At 62.1% G+C, this 16,469-nt stretch carries 9 protein-coding genes and 1 pseudogene; 8 read left to right on the top strand and 2 right to left on the bottom strand.

Annotation, left to right across the window (positions count from 1 at the left end; genetic code table 11):
• The first annotated feature begins 63 nt into the window (after positions 1-63).
• The 8 genes and pseudogenes from NAM01S_RS15945 to NAM01S_RS15975 all read left to right on the top strand — a co-directional run bounded on the left by NAM01S_RS15945 (position 64) and on the right by NAM01S_RS15975 (position 14,041).
• Entirely contained in the window at positions 64-588 is a 525-nt protein-coding gene (locus NAM01S_RS15945; RefSeq protein WP_067785905.1) for a GNAT family N-acetyltransferase, read from the top strand.
• Between the two features lie 494 nt (positions 589-1,082).
• Positions 1,083-1,817 (top strand): annotated as a pseudogene (gene lipB, locus NAM01S_RS15950) (lipoyl(octanoyl) transferase LipB); the annotation flags it as partial.
• A gap of 233 nt (positions 1,818-2,050) precedes the next feature.
• Complete coding sequence (gene lipA, locus NAM01S_RS15955; RefSeq protein ID WP_067785907.1) at positions 2,051-3,091, top strand: lipoyl synthase; 1,041 nt, start codon at positions 2,051-2,053, stop codon at positions 3,089-3,091.
• A 447-nt stretch (positions 3,092-3,538) separates the two neighbouring features.
• Complete coding sequence (locus tag NAM01S_RS15960) at positions 3,539-5,683, top strand: AIPR family protein (RefSeq protein WP_218018405.1); 2,145 nt, start codon at positions 3,539-3,541, stop codon at positions 5,681-5,683.
• A 717-nt stretch (positions 5,684-6,400) separates the two neighbouring features.
• On the top strand, positions 6,401-8,866 hold the full coding sequence (locus NAM01S_RS15965) for a type I restriction-modification system subunit M (protein ID WP_067785911.1): 2,466 nt from the start codon (positions 6,401-6,403) through the stop codon (positions 8,864-8,866).
• Positions 8,859-10,070, top strand: a complete 1,212-nt coding sequence (locus NAM01S_RS34065; protein ID WP_084482985.1) for a restriction endonuclease subunit S — start codon at positions 8,859-8,861, stop codon at positions 10,068-10,070. Before NAM01S_RS15965 ends, NAM01S_RS34065 begins: the two co-directional genes overlap by 8 nt.
• Positions 10,071-10,159: 89 nt before the next feature.
• Entirely contained in the window at positions 10,160-13,321 is a 3,162-nt protein-coding gene (locus NAM01S_RS15970; protein ID WP_067785913.1) for a type I restriction endonuclease subunit R, read from the top strand.
• A gap of 6 nt (positions 13,322-13,327) precedes the next feature.
• Complete coding sequence (locus NAM01S_RS15975) at positions 13,328-14,041, top strand: M48 family metallopeptidase (RefSeq protein WP_218018406.1); 714 nt, start codon at positions 13,328-13,330, stop codon at positions 14,039-14,041.
• Positions 14,042-14,145: 104 nt separating this feature from the next.
• On the opposite strand, the gene NAM01S_RS15980 is transcribed toward NAM01S_RS15975, so the two are convergent.
• Together NAM01S_RS15980 and NAM01S_RS15985 are read right to left on the bottom strand one after the other, a co-directional pair.
• Positions 14,146-15,036 carry a phosphotransferase enzyme family protein gene (locus NAM01S_RS15980; RefSeq protein WP_067785915.1) on the bottom strand — a complete coding sequence of 297 codons (891 nt, stop codon included), beginning with the start codon at positions 15,034-15,036 and terminating at the stop codon, positions 14,146-14,148.
• The gene (locus tag NAM01S_RS15985) at positions 15,033-16,280 is read right to left on the bottom strand and encodes an NsdA family TPR-like regulatory protein (RefSeq protein ID WP_067785917.1); all 1,248 of its coding nucleotides are present in this window, start codon (positions 16,278-16,280) and stop codon (positions 15,033-15,035) included. The genes NAM01S_RS15980 and NAM01S_RS15985 overlap by 4 nt, the downstream gene beginning before the upstream one ends.
• Between the last annotated feature and the right edge of the window lie 189 nt (positions 16,281-16,469).

Here is a 16,469-nt window from a genome sequence, read left to right on the forward strand (position 1 = left end):
CACCGCGCATGCCGGGCGCCGCCTACCTCCTTCGCCGAACTACGGAGAACGCCGTTGACCGCCATGGACACCCGCAACGCCACCATCATCCGCGACGCGCGCGAAGGTGACCTGTCCGCGATCCTCGACATCCACAACGCCAACATCGCCACCTCCACCGCCATCTGGGACATCGACGAAGTCGGCATCGACGAGCGCCAGTCCTGGTTCCGCTCCCGGGTCGAGGCGGGCATGCCCGTCCTCGTCGCCGAGGTCGACGGCGAGGTCGCCGGATACGCCAGCTACGGCCAGTGGCGGCCGAAAGTGGGATACCGCTACTCCGTGGAGAACTCGGTCTACATCGCCGACCGCTTCCAACGCCGTGGCCTCGCCAGCGCCCTGCTCACCGAATTGATCGACCGCGCCGCGACATCCGGGCGAGTGCACGCGATGATCGCCGCGATCGAGTCGAGCAACACCGGGTCGATCGCACTGCACGAGCGATTCGGTTTCGTGGTGGTCGGCCAATTGCCCGAGGTGGGCCACAAATTCGGCCGCTGGATGGATCTGACGTTGATGCAGCTGACGCTGCCGGTCGAGGTGGATTGAATCCATCGCGTCCCCGGATCGCGGCAAACTCCCGTCACAGGGTGCATGCCGGTCCGCGGGTTCCGGTGACGGACCGCAGACCAAGCGCCGCGGCTCGCCGAAGGTGGCGGACTGACCGCATCGTTCCCAGCGGATACGTTCGACGGCCCCTCGCAGGGTGGCGTAGCACCGGCTATCTCGCACACAGACCACACCGCCGCTCGTCTGCCCGGCTCGGTTCACCAGCTGGAATGGGCTGTTCCCGAAAGCCCGCTGTGATCGAGAATTCCCGAGTTCGGCCGAGCCTCAGTTCCGCGGATCACCCCCGCGGCCCCGCAACGTTGCGCACGTCCCCGTTGCGCCGGAGATGCCGTACCGCCCCACCATATTCTCTCCGGCGGGTGAGCCCGACCCTCTGCGGCCGACCGGACGCACGGCGGCGGCCCGCAAGCCTGTGGCATACCGCACACCGAGTCCCTGACGAGCGCGCAACCGCAGGGCGTACCGTCAACGGCGTGAACGACACGCGCACCACCTGGTCCGCCCGCTTCGATCGCACCCCGATCGTCGTCGAGGACCTCGGGCTCATCGACTACCACTCCGCCTGGGACCTGCAGCGATCCATCGCCGCCGAACGCGCCGAAGGCCTCGGCTCCGACCGCCTGCTGCTGCTCGAACACCCCTCCGTGTACACGGCAGGCCGCCGCACCGAGGAAGCGGACCTGCCGATCGACGGAAGCCCCGTGGTGCAGGTCGACCGCGGCGGAAAGATCACCTGGCACGGCCCCGGTCAACTGGTCGGCTACCCGATCATCCGGCTGGCCGAGCCCGTCGACGTCGTCCAGTACGTGCGCCGCCTCGAGGAGGCGCTGATCTCGGTGTGCACCGAACTCGGCCTCACCGTCGGCCGCGTCGAGGGCCGCTCCGGCGTCTGGCTGCCCGCCAACGATTGGTCCCCCGAACGCAAGATCGCCGCCATCGGCGTGCGCGTCCAGCGCGGCGTTGCCCTGCACGGCCTTTCGTTCAACTGCAACTCCATGGACGGCTTCGGCGCCATCGTCCCCTGCGGCATCCGCGACGCGGGCGTCACCACATTGACCCGCGAACTCGGCCGCGAAGTCACGGTCGCCGAGATCAAGCCGATGGTCGCCGACGCGATCGTGCGCGCGCTGAACGGCGATCTCCCCGTCAGCGACCACGACATCAACCGGACCGCGGCCGTCCCGGCCCACCGCACCACGGCCGACGCCAAAGCCGCCGACGGCGCAGGTGTGCCCGAGGCTGACTCCGCGACACCCAAAGGTTCGACCGCCGACGTGAAGGTCGCCGACAACGGCACCGAACCCGCAGGCATGTCCACGATCCCCGACGGTGCCGCGCGCACCGACCCGGCACGCGCGGCGGACAGCGCCACCAACGCACCCCACCGCACGGCCCCCTCCACCCCGGCAGCGGCCGACACCCGAGGCGTAAGGTCGATGAAGTGACCTCAGTCGACACCCCGACACCGCACAACGCGTCCGCACCCAACGGCCGCAAACTCCTGCGCATCGAAGCCCGCAACGCGGAAACCCCCATCGAGCGCAAACCCAAGTGGATCCGCACCCGCGCCACCATGGGCCCCGAGTACACCGAACTCAAGGGCCTGGTGAAGCGCGAGGGCCTGCACACCGTGTGCGAAGAAGCGGGCTGCCCCAACATCTTCGAATGCTGGGAAGACCGCGAGGCCACCTTCCTCATCGGCGGCGAACAATGCACCCGCCGCTGCGACTTCTGCCAAATCGACACCGGCAAACCCGCAGCCCTCGACCGCGACGAACCCCGCCGCGTCGCCGAAAGCGTCCAGGCCATGGGCCTGCGCTACTCCACCATCACCGGCGTCGCCCGCGACGACCTCGACGACGGCGGCGCCTGGCTCTACGCCGAAACCGTCCGCGCCATCAAGTCTTTGAACCCCAACACCGGCGTCGAACTCCTCATCCCCGACTTCAACGCCGACCCCGACCAACTCGCCGAGGTGTTCTCCTCCCGCCCGGAGGTCTTGGCGCACAACCTCGAAACGGTTCCGCGCATCTTCAAGCGCATCCGCCCGGCCTTCCGCTACGAGCGCTCCCTCACGGTGCTCACCGCGGCTCGCGAAGCCGGGCTCGTCACCAAGTCCAACCTCATCCTCGGCATGGGCGAAACGCCTGAGGAAGTCACCCAGGCTATGCGCGACCTGCACGAGGCGGGCTGCGACATCCTCACCATCACCCAATACCTCCGCCCCTCCCCCCGCCACCACCCCGTGGACCGCTGGGTCAAGCCCGAGGAATTCGTCGAACACTCCAAGGTCGCCGAAGAAATCGGCTTCGCAGGCGTCATGGCAGGCCCCCTCGTCCGCTCCTCCTACCGAGCAGGCCGCCTCTACGCCCAGGCAATGACCCACCACGGCCGCGAAATCCCTTCGGCCATGGCCCATCTCGCCGAGGAAGGCACCGCTTCTCAGGAAGCCTCCTCAGTCCTCGCCCGCTTCGGGAGCTGACTCGTTACGGAAGTCGAATCACTCCTGCTCGCCCCCAGACTACCGCCGCATACCATCCATCTCGGCCGATGATCGTCGACTGGGCAATCCATCCAGGCATCCCATCCTGGGCTCGATCCTCATCACTCTGCACTACATCGTCATCAGCTATTCGGACGAGCCGAGCCGCAACTCGTGATCTGCAAGTGGAGACTCAACCTTCGCTCGTGGCAGGCAAACCGATCGAGATTTCACCTTGATCCTCAACGCCAGCGGCTGACGCGTCATTTACAAGGGGCCCGACCACGGCAAGGCCTCGACCGACTCGAGCCCTGCGAATAATCGTCCTCACCCGAACCGGACTTTTAGGCCAAATAGGCTGCGGCGCAGGTAGTCTGACAGAGTTTGTGTCGGCCAGGCACCTCGGGCAGCAGATACGTCGTCCCGGACCGAGCAGGAAGGATGTGCGTGAGCACCAGCACCCATGGCGACAAGGACGCCGTCCCTCGCCAAGTGCGCCAAGTGGCCAGCTCCCTTCAGAAGACCTACGTGGATTCCGGACTCCTGGATATCAGCGATCTCGAGGGCAAAGCAGAAGAAGAACGCACTCCCCGTGCGTTGTCTCGGGCGCTGGCCGCTCAGGCCGTCCGTATCGTGACAGGCTTCAGCCATGCGGAGGCCGCGCGCACGGTGATCGATGGCGTGGCGGACCAAGGAATCGATGCCCTTGCGGTCGTCGACGGCTCCGACCCACACATCTACCTCGTCCAGGCCAAGTGGAGTAAAAACGGACGGGCTCAGAGTGATCGTGGGGCGGTGATGGAATTGCTGGCCGGATTGCGCCTCATAGACAGAGAAGACTTCACACCGTTCAATCCCCGTGGCCGGCAACTCGCCGAGCTCGCCAAAAACCTAATGGACGCAGGCCCAGTGCCCGTCACCCAGGTGATTGTATTGATGCGGGCCGACAATGTGACGCCCGGTTTCCGCGACGCGATCGTCAACGGCGAGAAGGAGTTCAACCAGCACGGGGAGATGCTGCGCCACCGCATCATCCTCGCCGACGAGGTGTGGGCATCGGTGCGAAGGGATCTCGCGCCCAATCCTGTCGTCCTATCTGCCGATCTGTTCCCATGGTTCGCCATCACCACGCCGTATGAGTCGTATCAAGGCGTTGTGGAAGCCGCACAGGTCGCCGCCTGGGTCCAGGAAGGGGCCAACCTGTTCAACCTGAACATCCGCAATCCCCTCGGCCGCACAGCAATCAACAATGACCTGATCGAAACCTTGACCACCGAGCCCGGCTATTTCTGGTATTTCAACAACGGCGTTACCGTGCTCTGCGATTCAGTCGACAAAACGCCTCAATCGATGTTGAATCCGCACTCACGCCCGCTCGGTGTCACTCTCCACAATGCGAGCGTGGTCAACGGTGCCCAAACAGTACGCTCGATAGCCGAGGCGATCGTCGCCAATGGCAACGCCGCCTCGGCCCAGGTCGGCATCCGCATCATCGTGACGGGCAAGGAGAAGGAGTTCGCCAAGAAGACTACCCAGGCGACCAATCGCCAGAACAAGGTCGAACCCCGCGACTTTATCGCACTGGAATCTGTTCAAGCAGCGATCATGGAGGACCTGCGAGCCGAACTCGGCTTGGAGTACAGCGTTCGTCGCGGCGAACTCGAACCGCATCCGGACACCGGTTGCTCGGTGGTTGAAGCCGCGTGCGCACTCGCTTGCGCGCATCCGGACAGCCAGTACGCGGCGCGCATCGCTACGACTCTCGATGTGCTGTGGGAGCGCGGCGCGCAGGGGATTCACGACGTGCTGTTCCGTCCGCAACCGAGCGCCTATCTCCTGTGGAACGCGGTGAACGTCCTGCGAGAGGTAAGGCGGAATCTCCATGACTTGCGCTCGCGTTACGAAGGCCGCGCGGTTGCTTTGGCCGACCACGGTGTGTATCTGCTCGCCCATCTCACCTTCCGGAGCCTCGATACCGAAGCACTCGACGAGCCGGACCAAGACTTGGAATGGTTGAAGAACGCCAGCAGCGAGATTCCGGCTTTGATCGAAAAACTCCTCCCCGCGGCAGCGGCTGCGATCGATGACCTCTACGGCGACCGGTCCCAGGTCCGCGCTGTGTGCGCCGATATCGAACGCTGCCGTGAAGTCGCAGCGCATGTCCTCAGTGAGGGATCCCCTGAGGTCACGCCCCCTATGGAGGACAAATACCGACGAACTGTCGCGGGGCAAAAACGCCGACGACCGAATGCGGTTTCCATTTTGATCGACAGGAACGTGCTCGCTGAGGGCGACGCGCTCACGCTCTCCACGCGCTACCCGGCCGAGATGGAGGCCATGAAGGACTGGCTCGCGGAAGATCCACAGCGCGCTCGAGCGACGTGGGTTCCGCATCGGCTCAAGCCGCTCCTGTGGACCGTCGACGGCAAGCAGTACTCCCCTTCCGGATTGATCTCCCACATGTGGGAGCTGGCGGAGTGGGAGAAGCGGCCGGTTGCCAACCAGGGGACCAAGCGGTGGGTGACCAGCTCCGGCGACACGCTAGCGGACCTGGCATGGCGAGTTCTCGATGACCTCGAGGAATCCGACTGACCGCCGCCAGCTGTAGCTTGCATGGCAGTCGGCGTAACCGCCACGCCGGCGGCTACATCGGCGTGACGCACGTCCAGGGAGGAGATCACAGGACAACGTTCCAGTACTGGTGCACGTGCTGCTGATGGCAGTGAGCGAGGACCTCCTTTACGACCGCGCTCACCGGGATCCTGATCCTCGGTGATTCAGGTGTAGGCTTCGTTCTCTGTCAGCTGGATGGGTCGGGTCGGCCACGTCTACCGCAAAGTGACTGTTTCGCCACTGGCTACCCCGCCCCAGCGGCAATGAAATCCGGCTGCCCCGGGACCATCTGACGACCCATCTGCGGATCCACCGTCCACCATCACCGAAGTCTGTATTCCATCTCCAGCGAACGGACGTTCGGTGTAATCCACCGCAGCGCAAGGCTATCGGGCGCTTCCCGGCGAGATTTGCTTCATCAGTCTCGTCTGAGCAGCGCTCGACCGCGTCTGTCCGCTGACGCAGACTCGCTACCACCCCGCGCAGAGCGACGCCAGCCGCAAGTCCGGCGCCACAGCCTGTTCGAACCATCCGACGACAACCAGCAGCCTCACCCCCGGGTAGGCCGCCGACCCCGCCGAATGCTGTCCGTGCCACCGCGTAGCATCACCCACCGAAGCCAGAACTCAGCCGTATAAAGGACTTTAGAGGCCAACCAGGGCCGACACTGATTGATCGAAAGAGAAAGGCTACCGCGTGGCGAAACTGACCTTGCCGCAACTCGAACGGCACCTGTTCGGGGCCGCCGACATCCTCCGCGGCAAGATGGATGCCTCGGAGTTCAAGGAGTACATCTTCGGGATGCTCTTCCTGAAGCGGGCCTCCGATCAGTTCGACGCGGTTCGCGAGGAGTTCATCAAGAAGTGGGTGGCACAGGGCAAAAGTCGCAAGGAAGCTGAGCAGATGGCGGAAGCGCGCGGCTTCTACCGCGGCGACAAGTTCTACATGCCACCGGAAGCCCGCTGGCGGTACATCAAGGACCACTCTCGCGAAAAGAACGTCGGCAGCATGCTCAATAAGGCGCTGGCTGCGCTGGAGCAGGAGAACGTCGACGCGCTGGAAGGTGTCCTTGAGCACATCGACTTCACCCGGAAGGTAGGTCAGTCGATCATCCCGGACAAGCGGTTGCAGCAGCTAATTGACCACTTCTCCCGGGTGCGGTTGCGCAATGAGGACTTCGAATTCCCCGACCTGCTCGGCGCTGCCTACGAGTACCTGATCGCTCAGTTCGCAGACTCGGCTGGCAAGAAGGGGGGCGAGTTCTATACCCCGCGAGGTGTGGTACGGATGATGGTCCGGCTCGTGAAACCGCAGCCCGGCCACGCCGTCTACGACCCATGCTCGGGGTCAGGCGGCATGCTCATCCACGCGAAGGAGTACATCGACGAGCATGGCCTGGACTCCAGTGACCTGACCTTGGCGGGACAGGAGAACAACGGCGGTACCTGGGCAGTGTCGAAGATGAACATGATCCTCCACGGCGTACTAAACGCCAAGCTGGAGAACGACGACACTCTAGCGGAGCCGAAGCACATCGAAGACGGCGAGCTTGAACGGTTCGACAGGGTCCTCACCAATCCACCATTCTCGCAGAACTACTCCTTCGCCGAGATGAAGCACAAGGAGCGCTTCAAGTACGGCTTCGCGCCCGCGACCGGCAAGAAGGCGGACCTCATGTTCGCCCAGCATGTACTTGCCGTACTCACTCCTGACGGAATCGGAGCCACAGTCATGCCGCACGGCGTGCTCTTCCGCGGAGGCAAAGAAAAGGAGATCCGGAAAAATCTCATCGAGGATGACCGTCTGGAAGCGGTGATTGGCCTGGCACCCAATCTCTTCTACGGCACCCCCATCCCCGCTTGCATCCTTGTCCTTCGGGGCGCCACTCGGCGCCCATTGGCTCGACGAGGCGAGGTTCTATTCATTAATGCAGATCGTGAATTCACGGCCGGTCGCGCGCAGAACCAGCTCCATCCGGAGCACGCCGAGAAAATCATCGCCGCCTACGAGAAATACCGCGAGACCGGTGGCGCGCACCCTGGCATTCCCGGTTTCTCTCGCGTCGTGGATTTCGAGGAGCTCCGCCAGAACGATTTCAACCTCACCATTCGGCGGTATGTCGACAATACACCCCCTCCGGAGCCACAGGACGTCCGCGCCCACATACACGGTGGCATCCCCAAATCCGAGGTAGAGGGGAAGCGCCGACTCTTTCGCGCATTGGGTATCGACCCTTCGACCCTCTTCGTCGATCGGGATACTGATTATTACGATTTTCTCCCCGAAGGCTGGAATGCCACCGCCAATCGTATTCCATCGCTTGCCGCCAATACGGTCGAACGCTTGCACGAGGCTTTCTTGGAATGGTGGACACGACACAGCAAGCGACTGATCGAGTTGCCTGACACTCATAAGGTCATGGAAGTCCGCGCCGATCTTCTCGACTCCTTTGTCACTGAGTTGCAGCCGATCGGTTTGCTCGACCGATTCGAGCTGGCTGGCATAGTTGCCGCTTGGTGGGACGAGGCGCAATACGACATTAAAACCCTTGGGCTCAATGGATTCGACGGAGTGGTCGAAGGCTGGCTGACCACAATCGAATCGGCATTCGAGCTGGACGAAGAAGAGCTTGAGTACTGGGACAAGCAAAGGGTGGCCGCCGAACAACGAAAAGCACGCGACCATCGACTCGTTCCCGCGCTGATCCCCGACTACCTCGCTAACCTGGCGGAGGCTGAAGCTGCCTATGCCGAGCTGACTGCCCAGTACAAAGTCGTAACCAGCAAACCTTCAGAAGAGGACGACGAGGAGGAAAGCCCCGCCGAGCCTCAGTTGCCGGAGGCAGAACTCAAGGCGCTCAAGACTCGCATGACTGCCGCCAAACGTAGAGTCGGCGAATTGCAGGGCGAGTTCCTCCCTCGTCTTCGCAGGGCGACAGCCGCACTCGACAACTCATCGCGCCGGGACTTGGTGCTAAGCGTACTTTTCTGGCAGCTTCAGTCGCGTCTAAACTCTCGTACCGCTGCCACCCGCCGCATGGCTGAGTCAGCCTTTCGCACATGGGCCGACAAGTACGCGGTAACCTTACGCGACCTCGAAGCCCAGCGAGAAGCTGCTACCTCGCGGCTGGACACCTATTTCAAGGAGCTGGGCTATGCGTGACCTGCCGAGCGGCTGGAGCCAGGTGACTCTCCAAGCCATCACACAAGAGCACGCGAAGAAGGTCGGCGCCCACCAGCAAATCACCGTACTCTCGTCTACCAAGCACCACGGCCTAGTCCCGTCAGACGAATACTTCAAAGGCCGGACAATCTACAGTGACGATCTGGCCAATTACAAGGTGGTAGAACGAGACTGGTTCGCCTATGCAACAAATCATCTCGCCGAGGGGTCAATCGGTCTACAAGAAGCTTTCGACTTCTCATGCGTGAGCCCCATTTACACAGTCTTTTCTTGCAGAAGAGGTGTTGACGCTCGATATCTCTTTCGGGTACTGAAGTCACCAGGCCTACTAGCGGCATATCGCGTGCACGAGCAAGCGTCGGTCGATCGGCGCGGGGCTGTGAGATATCGCGACTTCGGTAAGATCGAGATCAAACTTCCACCGGAAGATGAGCAGCGGAGGATTGCGGAAATCCTCGACACCGTCGATACTTCAATCTCTGCCCGAGACCGAATAATCGACAAGATCAACGACATTCAATACGGTTTGACCGAGAATCTTCTAGGCAGTATCGCGCCAAACGATGCGCCGCTGGGATCCTACTTGGCCAGTACACCCAAGAACGGCTTCTCTCCGAAGGAAGCAGATGAATGGACCGGCGTCTACTCGCTAGGCCTGGGCTGCTTGACATCTAGCGGATTCATGCCTCGGCAGCTAAAGTACGTATCAGCGGGCGAAGCGCGAAACAAAGCAGCACTCCTGAATGACGGCGATCTTCTTATGAGTCGCGCGAACACTCGAGACTTGGTTGGACTAGCCGGTATCTACCGAGATATCGGAAGCCCTTGCATCTATCCGGACCTCATGATGCGACTGATTCCTACGACGAATTGCCGTCCCGAGTATTTGGAACTTCTGCTCCGAAGCGGCCAGGTCAGGCGGCAAATCCAAGCAGTTGCACAGGGCACTTCTGAAAGCATGGTAAAAATCAGCGGGCCTTTCGTCCAGCAGCTTAAGGTGACCATTCCAACACTTGCCGAGCAAGATCGCATACTCAACATTCTTGCGGCATCCCGAGCCGAAATTGAATACGAAAAGAACGAGCGGGAGAAGCTATTCCTACTACGACAGGGACTAACTGAGGATTTGCTTTCAGGAAGATTCCGAGTTTCGGAAGCGCATCGCGCTCCGAAGCAGTTATAATCCTCAGCGGAATCGCGCCCCGCTATTCCGCGACGAGAACGACCTGCACAAATGATACCGTTCACAATTTCATCTGAGGGGGTCGGCTGGTGACCGACTATGAGTACACGCTGGTCGAGCGGCCGTTGATCGAGCAGCTCAAGGGCATGGGATGGGAGCACCTCGCGGGCGCTCAAAACGGGGACGTGGTCCCAAGGTTCCCCGGGATGTCGGCGCGGCGGACTTTCGATGAGGTGATCCTTGAAGGCAAGCTCCGAGGCGCGATCGAGCGGATCAACGGGTCTTGGCTGGACGATCTGAAAGTCGGCCAGGCGTTCAACGCTCTGACGCGCGTGCCAGCGACCAGTTTGCTGGAAGCCAACCAGCAGATCACCGAACTTCTGTTTAATGGCATCCCGATCGAGGATCCCATGAGCGGCAAGACGCGGATCGTCCACTACATCGACTGGCAGAACCCCGGCAACAACGAGTACACGGCAATAAACCAGTTCCGTGTCGACATCCCCGGTACCAGCGGTCGCCAGCAGATCGTTCCCGATATTGTGCTCTTCGTTAATGGTATTCCGCTGGTAGTCATTGAATGCAAAAAGACCACCGAGAGCAGCCTGAACGTCGCGGTCAATCAAATCCGCAGATACTGCGACAGCAGTACCGGAAACCCGAAGCTGTTCCAGTTTGTACAGCTCACCGCGGTCACCAGCGGCGAGGACGCCAAGCTCGGCACCCTTACCGCCAAGATGGAGCACTACGTGCCCTGGCGTGATCCCTACCCGTTGACGAAGGCACAGCTTGCCGAGAGACTCGGCAAGGACGCAAAGCAGGTGAGCAGGCAGGAGATCCTAGCCGCGGGCGCGCTGGCGCCAGCCCGCCTGCTCAACATCCTCCACAACTTCGTCACCTTCATGACCACCGACGAGGGGGTCACGGTCAAGGTGGCACCGCGCTACCAGCAATTCCGCGCAGTGGAGCGGACCGTGCACCGGCTGCTGACCGGCGAGCCTGGCGCCAAGGGCGGGATCATTTGGCACACGCAAGGCTCCGGCAAGAGCTTGACCATGACCTTCCTGGTCCGACGGCTGCGTTCGATCTCGGAGCTGGCGCACTACAAGGTCGTTGTGGTCACCGATCGGACTCAGCTTCAAGACCAACTCAGCGAGACGATGCAGCTCAGCAACGAGAAGCTGGACATTGCTAAGAGCAGCGCCCGGGCCAAGACTCTGCTAAGCCGCATAGGTCCGGGCCTGGTCTTCGTGATGATCCAGAAGAATCAGACCGGCGCGCCGATAGATAAGTACGACATGGGTGAGGTCAACACCGACGATTCCATAGTGGTGCTGATCGATGAGGTGCACCGTTCGCACACCGCAGCGCTGGGCGCCAACCTTCGACGCGCATTGCCGAACGCGGCCAGAATCGGCTTCACCGGTACGCCGATCATGACGAAGCGGGGCCAGCGGAAGACAAGTGTTGAACTGTTCGGCCCCTTCATCGACACCTATCGCCTACGCGACGCAGAAACGGACGGCGTAATCGTGCCGATCCTCTACCAAGGTTTCAAGGTCAAGGGCGCACTCCAGAACGGGCAAGACATGGACGAGCTCTTCGAGGAGGAGTTCGAGGACCTGACCGAAGGGGAGCGGCAGCAGCTTCAGACACGGTGGGCGACCAAGGGGCAGGTCTCGGTGGCACAGAAGCTGCTCGACATCAAGGCCAAACACATGTTCCGGCATTACGTGGACATGGTTCTGCCCGAGGGTTTCAAGGCACAGGTTGTCGCGCACGACCGCGAGACAACCGTCCGATACCGGGAAGCACTCATGCAAGCTCGGGACGAGCTGGTGCGGGATATCGACAAGTTGCCGCCACACCTTCTTACCCGGAGCCTGGACGAGCTCAGGCCGCGGCATGCGCAGCTCGTCAAAGCCCATAAGCAGCTCGACCTCATCAAGCGAATGGACTTCGTTCCGGTGATCTCCAAGGGCGACTCCGAGCAGGAGGGCCGCTACACCGAATGGACTGATGAGGCCAAGCAGAAGCTCCGGATCGAAGGCTTCACCCGCCCCTTCGGCGAGAACGACATCGCCTTCGTCATCGTCAAGTCGATGCTGCTCACCGGTTTCGATGCGCCGATCGAGCAGGTGATGTACCTCGACCGCAGGATGGAGATGCATGATCTCCTCCAGGCGGTCGCGCGAGTGAACCGGACCGCCGACGGCAAGCCGTACGGTTATGTGGTCGACTATCGCGGCGTGGCGCAGAGTCTCGTTGACGCGCTCAAAATCTATGCCGACGAAGAATTCGAGCTCGAAGAGAGCGACGACATAGCCAGCGCACTCCGCAACCTCGAGACGGAGATCACCAAACTGGATCCGCAGCGGCAGCGATTGCGGATGATGTTCCGGGACCACACCAGTATCGAAGAATGCGTCCGGGAGCTGGCCGACTCGCAGCTGCGAGACCGCTTCAACGTGGAGCTCGCCCGCTTCGCCCGAACCGTGAACACCATCCTCCCGGATCCGGCGGCGACGCCGTACCTAGAGGATGCCAAGCGGTTCTCGGTAATCAAGCTGACCGCGAACCGGCGCTACCGGGTGGACGGCGGCGAGTTCGATCCCGGTGTCTACGGCCAAAAGATCAAACTCCTCATCGATGAGCACGTCACATCGCTCGGCATCGAGCAGCAGCTTCCACCGATCGCGCTGACCGCAGACAACTTCGCTGACAAAGTAGAGGCGATGACTGGGGGCTCACGAGCCAAAGCCTCAGAGATGGAGCATGCGCTCCGGCACCACATCACCGTCCATGCCAGCCAGGATCCGGCTCGCTACAAGCTTCTCAGTGAGCGCCTGGAGCAGATCCTGACCGAGCTCAAAGACGACTGGAACGCCCAGCTTTCGGCCTTCAAGAACCTGATAGCCGACGTGATGGATGATCGGCGGGACAATCCGCACAACTTTAGCCCGGCTGAGTTCGCCATCTACGGTTTGCTCGTCCAGGAACTGGCCACCTCGGCTGACGACATTCAAGACGAGCGTTTCGCGGATGCCAGCCGTGAAATCGTGGCGTTGGCGAGACGCACCATCCATCGCCGCGACTTCTGGAGTAAGCGCCCAGACGTCGCCGACTTCCGCAGCGAGATCTTTGAAATCTTGGTGATGAGCGATCTCGGTGACCTCCAGAACCTGGAACTCGTTGCGGACAAAGTGCGCGACGTGGTCAAGAACAATCATATGGCGATCCCGAAGGACTGATCTGGCATGATGACCGTGAGCGACTTTCCCGGACTCTTGCGCGTAGGCGACCTGGAGGTCACCGTCTCGGTGAGTGACCAGCGAAAGAGCGTTCGCCTCACCGTCGAACGAGACGCCTCGGTCAGCGCGGTCATTCCATCACAGATCTCTACCGCTGAGCTGGCCAAACTCGTCGAGGCCAAACGATCCTGGCTGTACCGCAAGCTTGCCGAGAAGCGAGAGCTTGGTCAGGCCCCGACAGAGAGGGCGCTCGTTACCGGCGAAGGCTTCCACTATCTGGGCCGTTCCTACCGGCTTCGAATCGTGCCAGCGGGTGAAGTCCGCTTGATCCGCGGCCGGTTAGAGCTGCCCGAAGGCAGGGGAGCCAGGGAGTTAGTGAACTGGTACCGCCGGGTTGGCTGCCCATGGCTCACCCGCCGAATCCAGCCCTGGACGGCCAGGATGGGAGTGGAGGTCACCGAGCTACGCGTGCGTCCGCTTGGCTATCGCTGGGGCTCGTGCTCAAGTGATGGCCAAGTCAATATTCACTGGGCAACCATGCAGCTCCCTCCGAGCCTGGTGGACTACGTGCTCGTGCATGAGCTGGCGCACATCAAACGTCCAGACCACAGTGCTGAGTTCTGGCGCATCGTTGAACAAGCGCTGCCCGGTCACCGAGGCTTTCGGGAGCGGCTTCGGTTTATTGGAGACGATCTTTGGTTGCCGGAGGAAGGACGGTAGGCGCAAGCGATGTCGCCAGTTGCTTACCCCGCGATCTGGCGACAATCCGTCGGGCCAACACGGCGGGTCTACCAGTACGGAACCACGCGAGTGTAGTTGCGGTACTAGGCGATTGGCTCCCATCCCGACCAAGGCCGGGGGCCCAACCGTCCGCGGAGACAATCAACGCGGTGCTGCGCTTGGGGTGCGTGATCACCGCGCATCCCAGCGGCTTGTGCGGCCATGCATGTCATTCGCATCTCGCGAATGTCGCGGAGCAGCGCGAATCCCGGCCAGCTGGTGACATCGTGGCCGTACGCGTCGCAGAAAGCGGCGTACCGCTCGCCGGTGATCCAGCCGAATGAACTGTGCTTGATCGCTGTGGAAGTGAGATCCCATTCAGGCGGACCCACGGAAGCGCGCTCGAGGTCGATGAACAGCGTCAATCCTTCGACCGTTGTGACTACGTTGCCCTCCCACGCATCGCCGTGAATTGGCCCCCAAGTCAACCCTTTCGGCAAGTTCTCCCATCCTGAACGCAGGTTTTCGAGGTGTTCGCACATCCACTGCCGATCTCGGTCCGGCAGTGTGTTCGCGGCGTCGATCCGTTCAGCCAGCCGCACGAACGGCGCGACCCCGGTGAGGAACGGAGGTGGCTGCAGTGAATGCAGTTTGCGCAGCGCTAGAGCGATCTCCCGCTCAGTCCCGCCCCTGTGCTCGGGTAGCTCCTTCCAGAACGTCACTGGCCGGTCGCCGATCATGACGAGATCGCTTGTCGTATGCGCAGGCCGGACTGCTGGTACTCCGGCAGCCTCGAGCCATATCGCCACCTTCAGCTCTCGTTGTGCGGCAGCCTGCTGGCCGGGCTTGGCGACTCTGATGACGATCTGTTCGCTGGGTAGCCGGTAGGTTGCGTTCTCGGCCACCTTGATGGGCGTCAGGCCGGTCGTCGAAACCCCGACCAAGGCGCACGCGGCCCGGACGGTGGCTTCGAGCGTCCGAGGCGTACCGCTCACTGCTTGGCCACCGCGGGGATCTGAACACCAGCACGACCCGCGAACATTCGCAGTTCCTGTATATCTTGCGCGGCCCGTTTACTTTTCACCGCTCCAGCCCGCTCGATCGCCGTGGCACCGATGGATATCGCCTCGTCCCTGTCGCCGGTCGCCATCACCAACGACGCCAACTTGATTGTCGATATTGTTCGCGACCGAACTGCCTCATCACCGTGACCTTCCACCGCCGTGGCGAGCCGCGACCGGGCTTCACCAGCGAAGCTGCCGCGAACTGCCAGGTCGAACAACGCGTGGCCGGTATCGCCGGCGTGCTGCGCGGAGTCGTAGTACGCCATCCAGCTGGGGTCGTTGCGCGGTTGAGAGTTGGCGAAGTTCTCGTCGGCATGCCCGACCGAGGTGAGGGTCTCCTGAATGCGCCCGAGTTTGGCGTATCCGCGTGCTTGTGCGGTGAACAGCATGGCTCGCTCGGTGGGCGTCAGCCGGTCCGAGTGCTGGAACGCGCGGTCGATATGGCTCAAGCCTTGTTCGATGTTGCCGGTCCAGATCATGTGGCGGCCCATCGAGCTGAGCACTTTGGCTCGTAGGTGCCACGCGTCGGCCTCTTCGGCGCAGGCGAGCGCGACATCGAACATCGTTGTGGCATCGGCATGTTCGCAAGCGTCGAAGGCCATGAACGCGGCGGTATGGCTGAGCGCGCCGACCGCTAGGAGCAGGTCCGGGCGGTACTTCGGCGCGCACTCGGCGTTGAGATAGGTGACCGCGGTGCGGACCTGGGCGGCGACGACATCGCGAACCAGGCCGCTGCCGTAGGTGGCGTCCCAGTCCGCGAACAGGTCGGCCGCTGCGCGCAGCTGGCGGATCTCGACGAGACCGACCCTGGTTGGAGCCTCGGATACGCGAATATCGTTGAGCATCCGCAGGAGGCCGGAGGGTGAGATGGCGGCCGTGGCGGTGACAGCTGCGGCGGCCCGAAGGAAGCTGTGTCGGTCCACGTCGTCGAGGCTAGACCGGCCTGGAAGTTTGAACCACAGCAACTCGGGCGGAATCTTCAACGCGGTGGCAAAACTGATCAATTGGCCGAGTCGTTCCGGGGCAGGGCCTTTCTCGAGTTTCGACAGCGCGCTCTGGGAGATGTTCAGCCAACCTGAGACGCTATCCTGCGGAATCGGTGTCCCGTGCAAGGGGTGCGTGCGATAGGCATAGATGACTCGACCCATATGCCAGGATTCCAGGGCGTCGAGCATATGGGCCGACTGCCAGAATTCCAGCGGTAGATCAGGAGCTTCTAGGACCGAGCGGCTCGTTTCGCAGGATCGGCACAGCGCTCCGGTGTTGTACCCGCTCAGCGGGCTTCCGCATCGCGAACAGTTCCGTGAACTCGTGGTCGAACGCGCCATTATCTGCCGCTCCGGCTGGTGAGGTAGAGGCTCGAG

The sequence above is a fragment of the Nocardia amikacinitolerans NBRC 108937 genome (assembly GCF_001612615.1).
Classification (GTDB): domain Bacteria; phylum Actinomycetota; class Actinomycetes; order Mycobacteriales; family Mycobacteriaceae; genus Nocardia; species Nocardia amikacinitolerans.